The sequence below is a fragment of the Halanaerobium saccharolyticum genome (genome assembly GCF_003259895.1).
Lineage (GTDB): Bacteria > Bacillota > Halanaerobiia > Halanaerobiales > Halanaerobiaceae > Halanaerobium > Halanaerobium saccharolyticum_A.
In genome coordinates, this window is the sequence record NZ_QLME01000017.1 from 1 (window position 1) to 19,606 (window position 19,606).

Annotated in this window: 16 protein-coding genes and 1 tRNA gene; 16 read left to right on the forward strand and 1 reads right to left on the reverse strand. The window is 35.7% G+C overall.

Annotated elements, in window-relative coordinates; genetic code table 11:
- The first annotated feature begins 119 nt into the window (after positions 1-119).
- The 13 genes from proC (at position 120) to C7958_RS10750 (ending at position 15,914) form a co-directional block, all read left to right on the forward strand.
- A complete protein-coding gene (gene proC, locus C7958_RS10690; protein ID WP_111572671.1) occupies positions 120-923 on the forward strand; it encodes a pyrroline-5-carboxylate reductase in 804 nt (267 codons plus the stop codon).
- Positions 924-1,394, forward strand: coding sequence for a tRNA (adenosine(37)-N6)-threonylcarbamoyltransferase complex ATPase subunit type 1 TsaE (tsaE, locus tag C7958_RS10695; RefSeq protein ID WP_111572672.1), 471 nt, complete (start codon positions 924-926; stop codon positions 1,392-1,394).
- Positions 1,388-2,101, forward strand: a complete 714-nt coding sequence (gene tsaB, locus C7958_RS10700) for a tRNA (adenosine(37)-N6)-threonylcarbamoyltransferase complex dimerization subunit type 1 TsaB (protein WP_111572673.1) — start codon at positions 1,388-1,390, stop codon at positions 2,099-2,101. The genes tsaE and tsaB overlap by 7 nt, the downstream gene beginning before the upstream one ends.
- Position 2,102: 1 nt before the next feature.
- Positions 2,103-3,155, forward strand: a complete 1,053-nt coding sequence (tsaD, locus tag C7958_RS10705; RefSeq protein ID WP_111572722.1) for a tRNA (adenosine(37)-N6)-threonylcarbamoyltransferase complex transferase subunit TsaD — start codon at positions 2,103-2,105, stop codon at positions 3,153-3,155.
- On the forward strand, positions 3,156-4,517 hold the full coding sequence (locus C7958_RS10710) for a DUF512 domain-containing protein (protein ID WP_258394140.1): 1,362 nt from the start codon (positions 3,156-3,158) through the stop codon (positions 4,515-4,517). It abuts the gene before it with no gap.
- A gap of 239 nt (positions 4,518-4,756) precedes the next feature.
- Complete coding sequence (locus C7958_RS10715) at positions 4,757-5,050, forward strand: co-chaperone GroES (RefSeq protein ID WP_111572675.1); 294 nt, start codon at positions 4,757-4,759, stop codon at positions 5,048-5,050.
- 109 nt (positions 5,051-5,159) lie between these two features.
- Positions 5,160-6,827: a chaperonin GroEL gene (gene groL / locus C7958_RS10720; RefSeq protein ID WP_111572676.1), complete on the forward strand. Its 1,668-nt coding sequence runs from the start codon at positions 5,160-5,162 to the stop codon at positions 6,825-6,827.
- Positions 6,828-7,447: 620 nt separating this feature from the next.
- On the forward strand, positions 7,448-8,257 hold the full coding sequence (locus tag C7958_RS10725; protein ID WP_111572677.1) for a pyruvate, water dikinase regulatory protein: 810 nt from the start codon (positions 7,448-7,450) through the stop codon (positions 8,255-8,257).
- Positions 8,258-8,271: 14 nt separating this feature from the next.
- Complete coding sequence (ppdK, locus tag C7958_RS10730; RefSeq protein ID WP_166668528.1) at positions 8,272-10,896, forward strand: pyruvate, phosphate dikinase; 2,625 nt, start codon at positions 8,272-8,274, stop codon at positions 10,894-10,896.
- Between the two features lie 190 nt (positions 10,897-11,086).
- Positions 11,087-12,625: a glutamine-hydrolyzing GMP synthase gene (gene guaA, locus C7958_RS10735; RefSeq protein WP_111572679.1), complete on the forward strand. Its 1,539-nt coding sequence runs from the start codon at positions 11,087-11,089 to the stop codon at positions 12,623-12,625.
- 23 nt (positions 12,626-12,648) lie between these two features.
- Positions 12,649-12,954 (forward strand): YerC/YecD family TrpR-related protein, encoded by a 306-nt coding sequence (locus tag C7958_RS10740; RefSeq protein WP_111572680.1) that lies wholly within the window; start codon positions 12,649-12,651, stop codon positions 12,952-12,954.
- A gap of 77 nt (positions 12,955-13,031) precedes the next feature.
- A complete protein-coding gene (locus C7958_RS10745) occupies positions 13,032-14,306 on the forward strand; it encodes a hypothetical protein (RefSeq protein ID WP_111572681.1) in 1,275 nt (424 codons plus the stop codon).
- 204 nt (positions 14,307-14,510) lie between these two features.
- A complete protein-coding gene (locus tag C7958_RS10750) occupies positions 14,511-15,914 on the forward strand; it encodes an NAD(P)/FAD-dependent oxidoreductase (RefSeq protein ID WP_111572682.1) in 1,404 nt (467 codons plus the stop codon).
- 160 nt (positions 15,915-16,074) lie between these two features.
- On the opposite strand, the gene C7958_RS10755 is transcribed toward C7958_RS10750, so the two are convergent.
- Positions 16,075-16,151: transfer RNA gene (locus C7958_RS10755), tRNA-Pro, on the reverse strand.
- A gap of 159 nt (positions 16,152-16,310) precedes the next feature.
- Between C7958_RS10755 and C7958_RS10760 the strand changes: the two genes are divergently transcribed.
- The 3 genes from C7958_RS10760 to C7958_RS10770 all read left to right on the forward strand — a co-directional run bounded on the left by C7958_RS10760 (position 16,311) and on the right by C7958_RS10770 (position 19,605).
- The gene (locus C7958_RS10760) at positions 16,311-16,781 is read left to right on the forward strand and encodes a redoxin domain-containing protein (protein ID WP_166668527.1); all 471 of its coding nucleotides are present in this window, start codon (positions 16,311-16,313) and stop codon (positions 16,779-16,781) included.
- A gap of 269 nt (positions 16,782-17,050) precedes the next feature.
- A complete protein-coding gene (locus tag C7958_RS10765; RefSeq protein ID WP_258394141.1) occupies positions 17,051-17,539 on the forward strand; it encodes a DUF456 domain-containing protein in 489 nt (162 codons plus the stop codon).
- Positions 17,540-17,625: 86 nt separating this feature from the next.
- On the forward strand, positions 17,626-19,605 hold the full coding sequence (locus C7958_RS10770; protein ID WP_111572684.1) for a UvrD-helicase domain-containing protein: 1,980 nt from the start codon (positions 17,626-17,628) through the stop codon (positions 19,603-19,605).
- Position 19,606: the final 1 nt, after the last annotated feature.

Consider the following 19,606-nt stretch of genomic DNA (forward strand, 5'->3'; position numbering starts at 1 on the left):
ATACCTTGAAAAGGGGAGGTTGGCAAGTTTTAAATATAGATTGTTGATATAACAAGGTTTAGACTGAAAAATGTTCAAAAATATTTTACAGTACGAGTAAGCTGGAGGAGGACTTTTAGATGAAATTAGCAATTATTGGCCTGGGCAACATGGGCCAGGCTATTATAAGTGGCATTTTAAAACAGAATATAATTACGCCTGAAAATATTATAGCAGCAGACAAAAAGTTTGCTGAACCAGATTTTAAACTTCAGGATGAGTTTTCAGGAATAGAAATTACAGCTGACAATCAGGAGGCAGTTCAGAAAGCAGATTACATTATTCTGGCTGTTAAACCACAGATAATTAAATTTGTGCTGGAAGATATCAAAAAAGATGCTGCTGCGAAAGTTATTATTTCAATAGCAGCAGGAATTAAGACGGATTTGCTTTCCCAGTATTTTGGCTCAAATGCCAAAATAATAAGAGTTATGCCTAACACTCCGGCTTTAGTGGCTCAGGGGATGAGTGCACTTTATTATTCTCCACCTGTTGAGGCAGATGAGAAAGCCTTTGTAGAAAAAATATTCAGAGCTCTGGGGAAAACAGCAGAGGTTAAAGAAGGCGAAATGGATGCAGTTACCGGTCTTAGCGGCAGTGGTCCTGCTTATGTTTACCTTTTTATAGAAGCTTTAGCTGATGCAGGAGTATTAAATGGACTTGATCGTCAGACTGCTCTAAAACTGGCTGCGCAGACAGTTAAAGGGGGAGCTGAGATGGTTTTAAGTACAGGTAAACATCCCGCTGAATTAAAAGATATGGTCTGTTCTCCGGCCGGAACTACAATTGCTGGTGTTTCTGAGCTGGAGAGTAATGCATTCCGTTCAGCTGTTATTAAGGCTGTTAAAACAGCAGTTGAGCGATCTGAGGAGCTGGGGAAATAAATGAAGAGCAGTTATTCAATTATCACTGAATCACCTGCTGAAACTAAAGACTTTGGGAGAGAACTGGCAGAATTAATTGAAATTCCAACTTTAGTTTTACTTAAGGGTGAGCTGGGTACGGGAAAAACTTTAATTATTAAAGCCGCAGTTTCTGCTCTGGGTTATCAGGGAGATGTTACAAGTCCTACTTTTAATCTGGTTCAGGAGTATCAGGCTGAAGTCGAAATTATTCATATGGATCTTTACCGACTTAACAGCAGTGATGAATTATTAGATATTGGTTTTGAAGATTATTTAAATAGAAATGCAGTGATATTTATAGAATGGCCGGAACTTGCCCTACCTTTAATTCCGGCTGATTTTATTTTTATAAATCTGGAAAAGATTTCTGCTGAGCAGAGAAAAATTACTGTTCGGGGGGAAGGAGAACAGAGCAGATTGTTAATAGAAAGGTTGAATAAAGCATGTTAATTTTAGGAATTGATACTTCTACAGATATTTTAGGACTGGCTTTAATGGATTCCGGTCAGCTTAAGGGAGAATATAATTTGAGTTTAAAAAGGCAGCACAGCGAAAAACTGCTGCCTTTAATAGAAGAAATTTTTGAGCTGCTTGGTGTTGAAGCTGGAGATCTTGACGGAATAGCTGTGGCTGTTGGTCCAGGTTCTTTTACCGGGCTGCGGATTGGAATTACTACAGCCAAAGTGCTGGGGAGAATATTTTCGATTCCAGTTAAAGGAATCTCTACTCTAGAGATTATGGCAGCCGGGGCTGAAGGAGAATATATCCTACCTCTGCTTGATGCCAGACGAAAAAGAGTTTATTATTCTTTTTATCAGAGAAATGGGAATAAAGATAATAATTTTTTGAAAGAAGTTAAAAAAGCAGCAAGTGCCGGCATTTCTGAGCTGCCTCAAATTTTGAATGAATATCAAAATCAAGAAATTTCAATTATTGGAGAAAAGACCGCTGAAGTTAGAGAGCTACTGGTAGAGAATAACTTTAAAACCAGGATTTTTGAGGCAGAAAAGAATCTTCCTCGAGCAGCAGTATTAGCAAGATTGGGAGGAGATTATATATGTTCCGGTCAGGCTGATGATATTTATCAGCTCAAACCCGCCTATCTTAAAATACCTCAGGCAGAAATTAACTGGCAGCAGAAATATGGCAGCAAATAATATGGGAGTGGAGAAAGTGAATTATAAGAATAAATTAAAAGATAAAGACGAAGATATTTATATACTGGCTCTGGAGAGTTCCTGTGATGAGACAGCAGCTTCAGTTAATAAAAATGGGTTGGAGATATTATCTAATGTTGTTTCTTCTCAGGTTGATTTACATAAAAAGTTTGGAGGAGTGGTGCCAGAGATTGCCTCCCGTAAGCATCTGGAACTGCTGCTGCCGGTAATTGATCAGGCTCTGGCTGAAGCCGGAATTGAATTTAAGGATTTAGATGCAGTTGCTTCCACTTATGGTCCGGGACTGGTTGGTGGACTTTTAGTGACTTTGACTGCAGCTAAAACTGTTTCTCTGGCTTTGAATATACCCTTGATTGGCGTTAACCATATTGCCGGACATATATATGCCAATTTTATTGCCAATCCCGAGATAGAGAAACCTCTTATTTGTTTAACAATTTCTGGAGGTCATACAGATTTATTATATTTTGAAGATTTAAGGGGCTACCAGATTTTAGGACGCACTATAGATGATGCTGCAGGTGAAGCATTTGATAAGATTTCTCGTTTTCTGGGACTGGGTTATCCTGGTGGTCCGGCTATAGAAAAAGCGGCCCTTTCCGGAAACAAAACTGCTATTTATTTTCCCAGAGCTGATTTAGGTGACAGTTATGATTTTAGTTTCAGTGGTTTAAAAACGGCTGTAATGAATTATGTAAACAATGAAGAACAGCGGGGAAATGAGATTGACCAAAATGATCTGGCAGCCAGTTTTCAGGAAGCTGTTGTTGACAGTTTGGCCTCTAATTTGATTAAAGCTGTTCAGGAATATAAGGTTGAGAGTGTTGTTATCTCCGGAGGGGTTGCAGCCAATCAGCGGCTTAGAGAAGTAATAGCCGAAAGACTAAAAGAACATAATTTAGAGTTATATTATCCTCCCTTAGAACTCTGTACTGACAATGCTGCTATGATTGGAGCAGTTGCATATTATCAGTATCTTGAGCGTGATTTTGCCCCTTTAAGCCTCAGTGCAGAACCATCTTTGAAATTGTAGGTGATTAAATTGAAAAACAAACGAAGCAGAGAAGAAATACTTTTTAAAACAGTTAAAGAAGATAATATTCTACCCATAACTTCAATCTGTAAGTTAAACTGTATCTTTTGCAGTCATAAAAATAATCCGCCTCAGGTTGAAACTTACAGTTTTGGCCATCTAGAGCTGGAATTAATTAAAACCATGATTGAATTTTTGGATCCAGAGCGGGCTGTTTTTATAGGAGAATCAGCCAGCAAGATTATAGAGGGAGAGCCTTTTGTTCATCCTGAGATTTATCAAGTTCTCAAATATCTGCGTCAGCGCTGGCCAGAAATTGAAATCAAAATTACTACCAGCGGCTCATTTTTGGATCTGAGTCAAATAGCAGCATTGAAAAATTTAGATCCCCTAGAATTAAATATTTCTTTAAATGCCCCCGCTCCTGAGGAACGGGTTTTTTTAATGAATGATTCTCGTCCGGATAATGTTTTTAAAGTAATTCCGAAGTTGAGAGAATACAAGATTGATTTTGAAGCAAGTATTGTTTCGATGCATCAGCTGCAGGGATTTGAATATTTAAATAGAACATTTGATTTTTTAGAAAAATATCTTCCCCGGAGTCTGAGGGTATTCATCGCCGGTTTTAGCAGTTATGCAGCAGAAAATTTAATTATTGATCAAAATCAATATCATCAGCTGGCCCAATTCATTGCTAAAAAAAGAGATAAATATTCTTATCCGATTATTATTGAGCCCCAGCAGATTTCTTCTCTGCAGGCAGAAGTTAATGCTGTAATGACTGATTCAGCTGCCGAAGCTGCCGGTTTAAAAGAGAAAGATATAATTACTAAAGTTAATCAGCGGCAAGTTGAAAGCAGAGTTGATGCTTTTTATAAAATTAAGTCTGCTTTAAATCCTGAGATAGAATTTCTAAGAGCAAATAAAAAGATGTCAGCAATTGTCAGTAAAGAAAAAAATCAAAGTTCTGGTCTAATAATGTCTTACGATTTAAGTCTGGAACAAAAAAGAAAATTGAAGGCTTATGCTGAAGAAAGTAAGAAAGAACAGAATAATTATTTAACTGTAATTCTTTGTTCCCGGCTGGCCTATGATTTTTTAAAAGAATTTTTACAGCCTTATTTAAATTCAAATCATAATTTAGAACTGCTGCAGACAGAAAATAATTTTTTTGGAGGTTCAATTATTGCTGCCGGATTGTTAACTAATCAGGATTTAATTAAAGCTTTAAGTAGTCTTGAAAATAAAATTGAACGTTTAATTTTACCAGAAATAATCTTTGATTACTATGGGAATGATCTACTGGGAAACCATTATAGTCAATTAGAAGATGAATTTGGAACAAAAGTTATATTGATTTAATAATATTAAAAAAACATGATTGCAGTCCATTAGAAAAACATTTAATGCTTTTCAAAGATTTAGAGACTTAAACTAGTCTAAGAGTCTTTAATTGTTTTAGATAGTAATTAATAGTCTTTTAGAGAGTTTGATTTTCCTTTCTGACTTAGATATTATGTTTACAGTGCTTATTAGCACTCGACTCAAATGAGTGCTAATTACTATAAAAGAATATCATATTAGAAGGGGGTTATTTTTAAATGAGTATTAAACCGCTAAATGACAGAGTTGTAGTAAAACATGTAGAAAAAGATGAAGGTGAAGAAAAAACTAAGGGAGGAATTGTACTTCCTGATACAGCAAAAAAAGATGAAAAACCACAGCAGGCAAAAATCATTGCTGTAGGCAAAAATATTGCTCCGGAAGGCGAAGAAGCAGAAGTAGCTGTAGGAGATACAGTAGTCTTTGACAAATATGCTGGAACAAAGGTAGAAGTTGATTCTGAAGAATATATTATTCTTTCAATCGAAGATGTTTTAGCAGTTATTGACTAGCATCTGATAGATTTTGAATGCTAGTTTATTTTACTGTTAAATAAATCTGAACATTAAATTTTAAATTTTTACTTAAAAAATCAGTTTTAACTATACAGGAGGGTTTTAGATGCCAAAACAATTAAAGTTCGGTGAAGATGCACGCCGCAAGTTAGAAAGCGGAGTTTCTCGTTTAGCAAATGCAGTAAAGGTAACTCTTGGTCCTAAAGGACGTAATGTACTTTTAGAAAAGAGCTTTGGTGCTCCTACAATTACTAATGATGGAGTAAGTATTGCCAAAGAAATAGAACTTAAAGATCGTTATGAAAATATGGGTGCCCAGGCAGTAAAAGAGGTGGCCACTAAAACTAATGATGTTGCTGGTGATGGTACAACTACTGCAACAGTATTAGCAGAAGCAATTTTAAAAGAAGGATTTAAAAATGTAGCAGCTGGTGCTAACCCAATGCTTCTAAAAAGAGGTATTCAAAAAGCAGTAGAAAAATTAACTGATGAGATAGCTTCAGTTGCAAGACCAGTAGAAGGAAAAGAAGCTGTGTCTCAGATTGCTACAATTTCTGCTGGTAATGATGAAGAAGTAGGTAACTTAATTGCAGAAGCAATGGAAAAAGTTGGTCAGGACGGAGTTATTTCTGTTGAAGAATCAAAAAGTATGGGGACTTCCTTAGAAGTTGTAGAAGGTATGCAGTTTGATCGTGGATACTCATCTCCATATATGGTAACTGATACTGATACAATGGAAGCTTCTTTAGAAGATCCATATATTTTAATTACTGATAAGAAGATTTCCAGCATTCAGGATATTTTACCATTATTAGAACAGGTTGCTCAGTCAGGTAAGAGTTTGATGATTATTTCAGAAGAAGTTGAAGGTGAAGCTCTAGCTACATTAGTAGTTAATAAAATTCGTGGAACATTTAACTGTGTTGCTGTTAAAGCACCTGGATTTGGTGACCGCCGTAAAGCAATGTTAGAAGATATTGCAGTTTTAACTGGTGGTACTCTAATTACTGAAGATCTTGGCTTAAAGCTTGAAAATGCAAGCATTAATGATTTAGGTCAGGCTCATAAAGTGACTATTACTAAAGATGATACAACTATTGTTGAAGGTAATGGAGATAAAGAAAAGATTAAGGATAGAATTTCTCAGTTAAGAAAGCAGATTGAGACTACTACTTCTGATTTTGATAGAGAAAAGCTTCAGGAAAGATTAGCTAAACTAGCCGGTGGAGTTGCTGTAATTCAAGTTGGTGCAGCTACAGAAACTGAGCTAAAAGAAAAACAGCATAGAATTGAGGACGCTTTATCTGCTACCAGAGCAGCTGTAGAAGAAGGTCTGGTTGCAGGTGGAGGTACAACATATCTAGAAGTTATGTCTGCTCTTGATGACCTTAATTTAGAAGGAGACGAAGGAACTGGTGTGGATATTGTCCGCAAAGCTCTGGAAGCTCCAATAAAGCAGATTGCAAATAATGCAGGTCACGAAGGATCTGTTGTAGTAGAAAGAGTTAAAGAAAAAGAAGCAGGAATTGGTTTTGATGCATTAAAAGGTGAATATGTAAACATGATTCAGGCTGGTATTATTGATCCAGCAAAAGTTACACGTTCTGCCTTACAGAATGCGGCAAGTGCTGCTTCCATGCTCTTAACCACCGAATGCCTTGTTGCTGATAACAGCGACGATGATGATGATGGCAATGGTGGCGGAATGCCTGGTGGCATGCCCGGAGGAATGGGCGGCATGGGCGGTATGGGTGGAATGGGCGGTATGATGTAAGCCCGAACCACTCAATAAGTTAATTGTAAAATTCAGGGGTGTATTCTCTTTGATTAGAGAATGCATCCTTTTTTCTATTTATCAAAATAAAAATAACCTTGTTCATCCGTAATAAAATGAAGAATTAGAGTGCCGGATTCGATATCCTAATACTGACTCGACCATGCGTAATAAAATGAAGAGTTAGAGTGACGGATTCGATATCCTAATGCTGACTCGACCATCCGTAATAAAATGAAGAGTTAGAGTGACGGATTCGATATCCTAATGCTGACTCGACCATCCGTAATAAAATGAAGAGTCAGTGAAAATTTTTCTGCTTTTAAAAAAGGATTTTTTTAATGGACAGAGAATAAATATTAATAAGAGAAAACTATTTAGCTGTGAAAGTTTAAATTAAAGTTTTTCATTATAATAATTCCTTTAAAATGTAGTTGTTTGAATAAAATAAGAGAGGCAATAAGTTATCTATTAAATACTTTGCTTTAAATTTTCACAATTTTTCGCGAAAAGAGAAGGTTTATTTTTCAAAAAATAGAGATAAAATACAGGTGGTGGTAGTAAAAAGATAAGGAGTAAAGACAATTCATAAAAAAAGCTCAGTAGGATAAGGTGATTATATGAAAAAAAATTTCTTAGTCTATGTATTATCAGACTCTGTAGGAGAAACTGCAGAACAGGTGGCAAGAGCTGCAGCAGAACAGTATAAAGATACAGATTATGATATTAAGAAATATCCTTATGTTGAAAGCAAAGAAAAAGTTGATAATATTATAGAAAACCTTAATTCAGAAAATTCAATTTTTGTCTATACCATTGTTAATAAAGAAATATCTGAATATCTGCGGCAAAAATGCGAAAAAAAAGGGGTCCCCTATATTGATGTTATGGATCCCTGTCTGGAGACTTTTACTAAATTTTTGGATAAGGAACCTGTAAGGGAATCTGGAGTTATTCGCAAACTTGATGAAGATTATTTTAAAAGAGTAGAAGCTGTAGAATTTGCTGTAAAATATGATGATGGTAAAGATCCACGCGGAATTTTAAAAGCAGATATAGTTTTAATTGGAGTTTCACGGTCCTCAAAAACTCCTTTAAGTATGTATCTTGCTCATAAAAATTACAAAGTTGTTAATATTCCGCTGGTTAAAGGTTCTAAAGTTCCTGATCAATTATTTGAAGTTCCCAGAAAGAAAATTATTGGGCTGATGATTGATCCGTCTGATTTAATAGAAATTCGCCGGGAAAGAATCAGGGTTTTAGGACTTGACAATAGTGTAGATTATGTATCAGTAGAAAAAATTTATGAAGAACTGGATTATGCTGAGAGAATAATGAGAAAAATTGGCTGTCCGGTAATTGATATGACTAAAAAGGCTGTCGAAGAAGCAGCCAATCTAGTTATTGATATCATAAACGATCTTAACTAATAAAAGGAGGGGTTTTGTTGAAGAAATATGTTTATGCCTTTGAAGAAGGTAAAAAGGAAATGAAGTCACTGTTGGGTGGTAAAGGTGCCAACCTTGCTGAAATGAGTAAAATTGGTTTGCCGGTACCTCCAGGATTCACACTAACTACCGAAGCCTGTATTCACTATATTGAAATTGGTGAAAAGTTAGAAGATAGCCTAAAAGAAAGTATTTTTGAGCATTTGGAAGATTTAGAAGAAAAAATAGGCAAAGAATTTGGTGATGTCAATGATCCTCTCTTAGTTTCTGTTAGATCTGGTGCAGTAATCTCTATGCCTGGTATGATGGATACAATTTTAAACTTAGGTTTAAATGATAAGAGTGTAGAAGGGCTTGCCAAGAAAACTTCAAACCCTCGTTTTGCCTATGATAGTTACAGACGTTTGATTCAGATGTTTGGTAATGTTGTCCTTGGAATTCCAGGATATGAATTTGATAATTATCTTGAAGATAAAAAAGATGAAAAAGGTTATGATAATGATACTGATTTAACTGTTGAAGATTTAAAAGACATTATTAAAGATTTTAAAGCTTTAATTAAAAATAGAAAAGACATAGAATTTCCACAAAAACCAGAAGAACAGCTATTAATGGCTGTCAAAGCCGTATTTAGTTCCTGGGATAATAACCGTGCTATTTCTTACAGAAATCACAATGATATACCACATGATTTAGGTACTGCAGTAAATGTACAAACTATGGTTTTTGGTAACATAGGTGAAAAATCTGGTACAGGTGTTGCCTTTACCCGTAACCCTGCTACTGGAGAAAATAAAGTATTTGGAGAATTCCTGCTTAATGCTCAGGGAGAAGATGTTGTTGCTGGCATCAGAACTCCAAAAGATATTCAGGAATTACAAAATTTGATGCCTGATGTTTATGATGAATTTATAGAAGTAACTGAAACCCTAGAACAGCATTATAAAGATATGCAGGATATTGAGTTTACTATTCAGGAGGGTGATCTTTACTTACTGCAGACTAGAACCGGTAAGAGAACTGCTGATGCAGCTGTAAATATTGCTGTTGATATGGAAGAAGAAGGATTAATTGATAAAGAAACAGCAGTAATGAGGATAGATCCTGAAGATATCAGTCAATTATTACATCCTAACTTTAAAGAAGACGAGTTAGAAAAAGCTGATCTGCTGGCTACAGGACTTGCAGCATCTCCTGGTGCAGCCACAGGTAAAATCTATTTCAATTCAGAAGATGCAGCTGAAGCTGCTGCCGATGGTGAAGATGTAATTCTGGTTCGTAAAGAAACATCTCCAGAAGATATTGAAGGTATGGTTAAGTCCAATGGTATCTTAACTTCTCGTGGTGGTATGACTTCTCATGCAGCTGTGGTTGCCCGTGGTATGGGGAAATGCTGTGTTGCAGGTGCCGGGGATATTCAGGTTGATGAAAGTTCCCGCCAGTTTTTTGTAGATGACCGGGTATTTAATGAAGGAGATTTTATATCCTTAAATGGAAGTACAGGTGAAGTTTATGCTGGAGTAGTAGAAACTACAGATGCCCATTTAACAGAGAACTTTAAGATGCTGATGAAATGGTCAGATAAATATCGGACAATGGGTGTCTATACAAATGCGGATACTCCACATGATGCCGAAGTAGCACTTGATTTTGGAGCAGAAGGAATTGGTCTCTGCCGGACTGAGCATATGTTCTTTGACAGTGAAAGAATAATTTCTGTTCGTGAAATGATAGTTGCTGACAGCAAGAAAAAACGGAAGAAAGCCTTAGATAAGCTATTCCCTTATCAGAAAGAAGATTTTAAAGGAATCTTTAAGGTAATGGAAGATAAGACTGTAACAGTAAGACTATTAGATCCACCCTTACATGAATTCCTGCCGCAAAATGATAGAGATATCAAAAATCTGGCAGACCAGCTGAGTGTTCCAGTAGATGACTTAAAACGGCTGATTGGGGAATTAGAAGAAATGAACCCAATGCTTGGACATCGCGGCTGTCGTCTGGGAATAACTTATCCAGAGATTTATAAAATGCAGGTTAAAGCAATTATCTCTGCAGCCTTAGAAGTTAAAGAAGAAGAGGGCTATGATGTTAAAGCAGATATTATGATTCCTCTTGTTGGTACAGCTAAGGAGCTTGAAATATTAAGAGAAGATGCTTTAGAAGTAGCAGAAGAACTTATTGAAAATTCAAGTGTAGATATTAACTATAGTATTGGAACTATGATTGAGATTCCAAGAGCTGCTTTAACTGCAGATAAGGTTGCAGCTCATGCTGATTTCTTCTCCTTTGGTACTAATGATCTGACTCAAATGACTTATGGCTTCTCTCGTGATGATGCCGGTAAGTTTATCAGCAAATATTTAGATCAGGATATATTTGCAAAAGATCCTTTCCAGGTCTTAGATCAGGAAGGTGTGGGTCAGCTGGTTGAAACAGCAGTTAAACTTGGACGTCAAGAAAAACCAGATCTTAAATTAGGTATTTGCGGTGAACACGGTGGAGAACCTTCTTCAGTTGAGTTCTGCCACAGAAAAGGTTTAAATTATGTATCCTGCTCACCTTATAGAGTGCCGATTGCACGTCTGGCCGCAGCTCAGGCTGCATTAAAAAATGACTAGCTGTTAAATAGATAGCTGTGTTTATGAGCTACTAGATGTTTATAAACCTAACTCCCTCCTATTTATCTATTAATTAGGAGGGAGTTTTAAATATCTAAATCAAAAAAATATTTTATCTAGCCGCAGAACCCTTGACAAAGACAGCAAATCCACTGTATACTTTATTAAATAAAAGCGGAAGGGGAATTAGATGGATTACGATAAGATATTGATTCTTGATTTTGGCGGTCAGTACAGCCAATTGATTGCAAGAAGAGTGAGAGAATTTAATGTTTATTCTGTTATTAGAGGCCATAATATTGAGCTGGAGGAAATTAAAAAAATAGATCCAGCTGCTATAATCTTTTCAGGTGGGCCGGATAGTGTAACATCTCCAGGGGCTCCTGGTGTTGATCAGGGTGTATTTGAGCTTGGGATTCCAATTTTAGGGATTTGTTATGGGATGCAGTTAATGGCTCAGCTCTTAGAAGGCGGTCATGTAGAAAAAGCAGAACAGGGTGAATATGGCAAAGCAGATTTAGAAATTTTTAGCCAGAAAAGACTATTTAAAGAGATAGAAAACCACTCCCAGGCCTGGATGAGTCATGGTGATCATGTAAAAGAGCTGCCCAGAGGCTTTGAAGTTATTGCTAAAACGGAGATAACTGCTGTGGCTGCAATGGCTGATTTTAAAAGAAATTTTTACGGAGTCCAGTTTCATCCCGAAGTTAATCATACCATTCAGGGGAAAACAATTCTGCATAATTTCTTATTCAGAATTGTAGATCTTAAAGCCAACTGGAATATGGCAGATTATATTAACGAAGAAGTGGAGAAAATCAGAAAACAGGTTGGTCAGGGTAAAGTAATTTGTGGTCTTTCTGGAGGTGTTGATTCTGCAGTTGCCTCAGCTATTGTCCACAAAGCAATTGGGGATCAGCTGACCTGTATCTTTGTTGATCACGGTCTGCTGCGCAAAGGTGAAGCAGAACAGGTTAAAAGAACCTTTGGTGAAGAATTTAATATTCCTTTGATTTATGTAGATGCTAAAAAAAGATTTTTAGACAGATTAGCTGGAGTTAACGATCCAGAAGAAAAAAGAAAAATAATTGGGGATGAGTTTATAAAGGTTTTTGACGAAGAAGCTGAAAAATTATCAGATGTTCGTTACTTAGTTCAGGGGACTATCTATTCTGATGTTATAGAAAGTGGTGGAACAGAAAAGGCAGCAACGATTAAAAGTCATCACAATGTAGGTGGGCTGCCGGAAGAAATGAATCTGGAACTTGTAGAACCACTGCATTTTCTATTTAAGGATGAGGTTAGAAAAATAGGAGAAGTTCTTGGTTTGCCGGATGAAATTGTCTGGAGGCAGCCTTTTCCCGGACCTGGACTTGCAATCAGAATTATCGGTGATGTGGACTGGGACAAATTAGAAATTTTAAGAAATGCTGATGCGATTGTGCAGGAAGAAATAAAAGAAGCTGGACTTTATCGTGATATCTGGCAGTCATTTGCAGTTCTTCCTGATCTCAGGAGTGTTGGGGTTATGGGTGATGAAAGAACCTATGGTTATCCTATTATTTTACGAGCTGTAAATAGTGATGATGCTATGACAGCAGATTGGGCCCGTCTACCCTATGAGGTAATGCAGTCAATTTCTAATAAAATAGTTAATCAGGTGGAAGAAGTAAATAGAGTTGTTTATGATATTACATCAAAACCACCTGGAACAATAGAATGGGAGTAATATCCAGGAAAGAGGTGTAAACTTTGTCCCGAAATATAAAGGATAAATTTACGGAACAGCTATTTGAAGCAATATTGATGCTGGAAAGCAAAGAAGAATGTTATAATTTTTTTCAGGATATAGCTACTATTGGTGAAATAAAAGCGCTGGGTCAGAGACTGGAAGTAGCCAGAATGCTGAAAGAAGGCTATACATACGATCATATTGTTGCTGAAACTGGAGTCAGTACTGCAACCATCAGTCGGGTTAAGCGTTCGCTGGAATACGGAGAAGACGGCTATAATTTAATTCTGGCTCGTCTGGAAGCAAGCAGTAATCCTGATAATTAAAGATTATTAAGAAAAAAGCTCATTTTGGGCTTTTTTCTTTGATAATAATAAATATAAACAAATCAAGGGGGAAAAAAATGAAGAGATCACTATTATTTTTACTAACTATTACAATCATTTTTTCAACAGCATTAACTGCCTCTGCAGCACTTGATGCTGAAGCAATCGGAATGGGAGATAACTTTTCTACTATGACAGGTGAGGCTGCTTACTATTCCAATCCAGCTGGAATGGCTTTAAGAGAAAATAATTTTGCTTTAAAAGCAAACTTTGGTTTTTCTGTCTGGAATAATGTTTTTGAGAATAGTGAATTTACTGAAGATGAAATTGAAAGCAAACTAACTGGTGAAGATTTAATTTTAGCTGGAAGAAGTGCTTTTGGAACTCAGTTTTATTACAAAAACTTTGCTCTGGCTGTTAATGGAAGAGCAGAAGGAATGCTGGAAACAGATAGTGATGCAGCTGAGATTTTGACAGGTGACACTCCAGAAATAAGTCTTGATGCGTTAAGAGACAAAGGGTTAATTAGGGTTAAATTTGAAGAAAGTGGAGGTGGAGCAGCAGCTACAGCTGATGTGTCTTTGAGTTATGCTCGTGAGATTTTTAATAACTGGTCAAATAATTCTAAAAATATTGATTCTGTATATTTTGGAGCTACCTATCACTATTTAGAAGGAGAGATTTATAAATTTGCTGGTAATGGGGAAATTAATGCAGAAGCTATTATAGATAACTCTAATCCAAATAATTCATATGTAAAGTATGATGGCAGTGCAGAATTTTTTGCTAATCGAACTGAAGACGGTGAAGCCAGTGGTAATGCTTTTGATTTTGGTTTATCAATGAAAACTGAAGACGATTACACTTTTGCTTTCAGTGCAATGAATATTGGGGAACTCTCAGCCGATCAATATTATAAAGATGGAGCTAAATATGAAGCTAAAGATTCTGATAGTGATGGAAATAATGATTATTTAGAGGAAACAACTTACAAAGGCGCCTTGCAAAACAAAAAAATAACATATAAGCTTCCACGGGTTTACAGATTGGGTATCAAAAAAGAATTTAGTCAAAACACTGTTCTTTATGCTGATTATTCACGTGTAAGTTATGATGGCGGCCAGGATGATAATATCTATGCCATAGGTAGTGAATTTAGAAAAACTAAATTTATCCCCTTGCGTCTGGGACTTAATTATTCTTCTTTAAGAGAAGATGTTGAGCTGGCAGCTGGAATGGGAATTAATATCAGCGATAATTTTAAAATTAATGTAGGTATTTCTGATCTGATGGCTTTAAGTGATAGTGCTAAAGGTCTTAAGTTTGGAATCTCTACTTTTATTGGCTTTTAATCAATACTGATGAGAAATAAAATAAGATAAAATAAACAAATCAAGCTACCGATCTTTAGTCATTTTTGATTAAGGATCGGTTTTTTATTTAAAAAAATTAAATTAAAAGCAGGAATCTCACCTTTGGTCTAGAAACTATAGTATTGGTTTGTCTAAAAAATAATATTTAGACTTTATTTTAAAAACCTGGAGGTTTAAAAATTAATGAGTAAAAAAGATTATGATGTGATTATCATTGGTGCTGGACCGACTGGAATATTTACTGCGATGGAATTTGTAAAAAAGGAAGCAGACTTAGATATTCTAATTTTAGAAAAAGGAACTAATCTGGAAAAAAGGGTCTGTCCAATGAAGGAAAACCCTGGTATGGGCTGTGTTAACTGTCCCAGCTGTGCAATAGTATCAGGCTGGGGTGGAGCAGGTGCCTACAGTGATGGAAAACTTTCACTTTCTCCCGATATTGGAGGAAACCTGGAAAATTATATTGGGCGACAGCAGCTGATTGATAATATTTCTTATGCAGATGATATTTATATGGAATTTGGCGCCCCGGATAGAGTTTTTGGGGTTGCCGAAGATAAGCAGGATGAAATTCGAAAAAAGGCTGTTAAAGCTGAATTGAAATTTATCCCTGCCAGTTTAAGACATTTAGGAACCGGCTACAGTCAGGTAGTTTTACAGAATATGCAGGATTACTTAGAAGAAAAAGGTGTTGAAGTTAGATTTGGAGTAAATGTAAAGAAATTTATTGTAGAAAATGATAAAATTGAAGCAGTAGAAACAGCTGAGGGTAATACAATTACAGCTGATTTTGTAATGACTGCTGCAGGCAGAGAAAATGCAGAATGGCTGACCAATCAGGCAAAAAAATTAGAGATCGAGACAGCAATTAATCCTGTTGATATAGGAGTTAGAGTAGAATGTCCTGCTGCAGTAACAGAATATATGACTGATAATTTATATGAATCCAAATTAATATATCATACCCCAACTTTTGAGGATAAGGTAAGAACTTTCTGTATGTCACCATATGGAGAAGTTGTTAGTGAAAATAATCAGGGTTTGATTACAGTTAATGGTCACAGTCACTCTGATCTTAAAACTCACAATACAAATTTTGCCCTGCTGGTGAGCAAAACATTTACTGAGCCATTCCACGAACCAATTACTTATGGTAAAGATATAGCTAAACTTGCAAATATGCTGGCTGGAGGAGTTTTAGTTCAGAGACTGGGAGATTTGCTTGAAGGTAGAAGAACTACTGAAGAAAGATTAAAGCGTTCAGTTACTGAACCGACTCTAAAAGATGCAACCCCGGGAGATTTATCTCTTGTCCTGCCGCACAGACATCTGACAGGAATTATTGAGATGTTAAAAGCTTTAGATAAAATTACTCCGGGTATTTATGGAAGAGATACTCTTCTTTACGGAGTAGAAGTTAAGTTTTACTCTTCCCGACTTGCTGTTAAAGATAATCTGGAAAGTAAGGTGGAAAACTTATTTTTCGGAGGGGATGGAGCAGGTATAACCAGAGGTTTAATGCAGGCTTCAGTTTCCGGGATAGTAATTGCCCGCTCAATAATGGAAAAGTTAAAAGCAAATAACTAATTAGCTAAAAATATATATTTAAAATTAATGTTTAATTGTAAAATGAATACTTAAAAGTGTAAACTAAACAATAAAAGCAATAAAGCTCAGTCTGTTTAAAGACAGCAAGTGAGTTTTATTGCTTTTCTATATTTTAAGATGAATTTATATTTAAAATAAATGGTCTGGCTGCAGGGATTTGAACCCTGGACCTCTTCGTCCCGAACGAAGCGCGCTACCAAGCTGCGCCACAGCCAGCTGTTAATATAGAATATTATATCATGATTTCAAAAAATACTAAAGCAAAATTATCTCAGTAATTGTTAAATTTTCACTTGATATTTATTCTCAATAACTATACAATTAAACTAGGTTAAGAGTTAAAGTTTTAATATTTTTTAACAGGAGGTATAAAAAATGAAATTCTTGAAATTTGACAAAGGTGAAAAAATTCCGGAATTCAAATTAGTAGATCAGAATGAAGAAGAAGTTTCTCTGGACGATTTTGAGGGTAAAAATGTACTGCTGTCATTTCATCCTTTAGCCTGGACCAGTGTCTGCCGCAACCAGATGCAGGAATTAGAAGATAATTACGAAGAATTTGAAAAGAATAATACAGTTCCACTGGGAATTAGTGTTGATCCTGTACCTTCTAAGAGTGCCTGGGCGGATACTTTAGGTTTAGAAAACTTAAAACTTGTATCCGATTTCTGGCCCCATGGAGAATTTGCCACAAAACTGGGTATTTTTATTAAGAAAAAAGGAATTTCAGGTAGAGTTAATATTCTAGTTAATGATCAGGGCGAAGTTCTCTGGGCAAAAGAATATGAAGTTCCAGAATTACCCGATATTGATGAAGTTTTAGAAGCTGTAGCTGATAATGCTTAAAATTTGATTATATATAGTTGGCTGGAATAACCTGAATAGTTCTAAATGTTATTCAGCAGTAGAGTAAAAAGTTCACAACTAATTTATTCTAAATAATTATATTTAAGAGCAAGTAAATGCCCTGTTTTCAAAACAGGGTTTTTTGCTTGCTCTTTGTGATTTGTGTTATAATTAAATTTAGTAGGTATTTTAAATAAAGCTTTCTGCAGATTAATTTTTATTATTTTAAAAACTGATTTCAACAGCTTAAAGCTGACAATAATTTAGGAGTGGTCATTTTGGAGATTTTTTTAATTATTATGGTCTTGATCTTATTTGCAGTAGAAATTGCAGCAATATTTTTACCGGTACTGCCGGATTCAGTTTTTTTCTGGGCAGCAGTTATTTTATACAGATTAATAAAAACTGATATAAGTTATTCCCCCTATTTTTGGACAGGGGCAATTCTGGTTACCTTAGTTATATTTATGGCAGATTATCTGGCTAATGCCTATTTTATTAAAAAACGTGGAGGCAGTAATAGGACGATAATGGCTGCAGTTGTTGGAATGATTGTAGGGACAATTTTCCTGGGGCCTTTAGGATTTATAATTGGTCCTTTTGTTTTAATTTTTATTGCCGAATACTGGCAGAGCAGAAATAAAAGGAATTCTTTTAAATTAGCTGTAAGCAGCATTTTTGCTTTTGTAGCCAGTACGGCATCCAGACTGGGAATGCAGATTTTTTTGATGATCTGGTTTTTTATTGAAATATATTAAATATAGATCAGCTTTAAACCGCTTATTAAAAGAAATTACGGAAAATTTATTAGATATTGATATTTTGAATGAGGGGAGGCTGGCAGATGTATAAAATCTACAGCGGCAGTACTGGCAGTGGTAAAACTACAAAATTAAAAGCGGAATATCAAAGACTGGCTGCCGACTCAGGTAGTGAGAAAATATTGCTGTTTCTGAATTCAGCTCGTTCTGTCAGTCAGTTCCGGGAAGAAATTGACTTAAAGATGCTGGGTAATTTAAATATTTATACATATTTTGGTTTTGTCAACCAGCAGTTAAATAAACACTGGCCGGCTGTAGAAAGAAATTACAGCGGTGTAAATCAGGTAATTGAACCAACTTTTATGAATATCGAAACATCTCATTTTTTAATGAGTAATTATGTAGCTAAATATAGAAAAGATAAATCTTATTTTCGCAGTATTAAAGCCAGACCGGTGCAGATTGCAGTCCAGCTGATTGATAATTTAAATCTGGCGGCTTTTAATATGCTTGATTTTGAAGAACTTGAACAGAGGCTGCTCAGCTGGACTCAAAATGAGGAAGAACGTAAAGAATATGCAGAGCAGTCAATTGAAATTATGAAGACTTTTAGAAATTTTTCGTTAAACTACCGTTTGTTTGATTATTCTGCTGCAGTATCATTATTTAACAGATATCTCCTTAAAAACGAGCAATATCTAAAAAATTTGAATAATAAATATAATTATCTGCTGGTAGATGATTTAGAGAAGATGATTCCTGCCGGTCAGGAATTGATAAAAACATTAACTGAAGCTCAGATCAAAGGAATTTTTACTTTTAATGAAAGCGGAGGCTTTAATCGTTTTTTTGGTGGAAATCCGGCAGCAGCTAAAAAACGTTTTTTTGATTCAAATGCGGAAATAATAGAAATTAAGGAAAATTATACAGCAGCAGAAGCCAGCAGTCAGTTAGCTGCGGCAATAAAGTCTGTGGTTAAGGAAAGGAAATCAAATTTAGTTCAGTCACCGCTTTTATTAGAAGAGATAGACAGTGAGTTAAGAGGAGAAATGTTAATTAAAGTCGGAAAAAAAATTATTTCTCTCTTAAAAAAAGGGGTTGAAGCTGATCAGATAGCAGTTATTTCTCCTAAAATAGATAAGGTATTAAGTTTCAGTCTGGAGCAGATTTTAGAAAAAAATGGGTATCAATTAAGTAATTTTAACCGCTCAAAGCGTTTAATTGATATTCCCTTCGCCAGAGCCCTCTTAATATTATATTTATTTCACTGTGAGCGGACCAACATAGTTGGAGTTTCTTCTCTGCAGCAGGCTCTTTCACTGCTCTTAGAACTTGACCCCCTGCGCTCATATATTCTGGCAGAAGAGATTGCAGCTTCAGGTATGGAGTTAATTGATCTTGACAAATCAGATTTAAGAGATAAGATTAATTTTCAGGCAGCAGAAAAATATGATTATTTAAAGGACTGGCTGCAGGATAAAAAGGAAGAACAATTAGAAATTGAGGTCTTCTTTCAGCTCGTTTTTAGTGAAGTTTTAGCACCTTTAGATCCTTCGCAGGAAGATATTTTTGCCTGTAGACAGATGATAGAATCAGTTGCTCGTTTTCATCAGGCGGTAGAAAACTTTCATCATCAAAAAGATGATTTAAGTGAGCGTTATATAAATATGATTTATGAGGGAACTCTGGCTGCCGAAACTCTATTTAAAGGACAGGAAAAAGAGGCGGGAGTTATCCTGGCTTCTCCTTATAAATTTTTGTTTTCACCTGAGCTGGCTGGAGTTGATTATTTATTCTTACTTGATATTTCAAGCAGTGACTGGCTGCAGAGTATTGCTAAGGAATTAGTTAATCCCTATATTTATACCGAACAGTGGCAGCAGGTAAATAACTGGGATGATCAGCTTGACCAAAAGATTCGCTTAAATCAGCTTAGTGATTTTTTGATTAGTTTAATTTATAAAGTAAAAAAAGGAATTTATATAGCAGATAGTTTTCTAAACAGCAGTGGTAAAGAACAGGAAGGCCCACTTTACCGCTGGCTAGATGTGAGAGGAGAGTAAG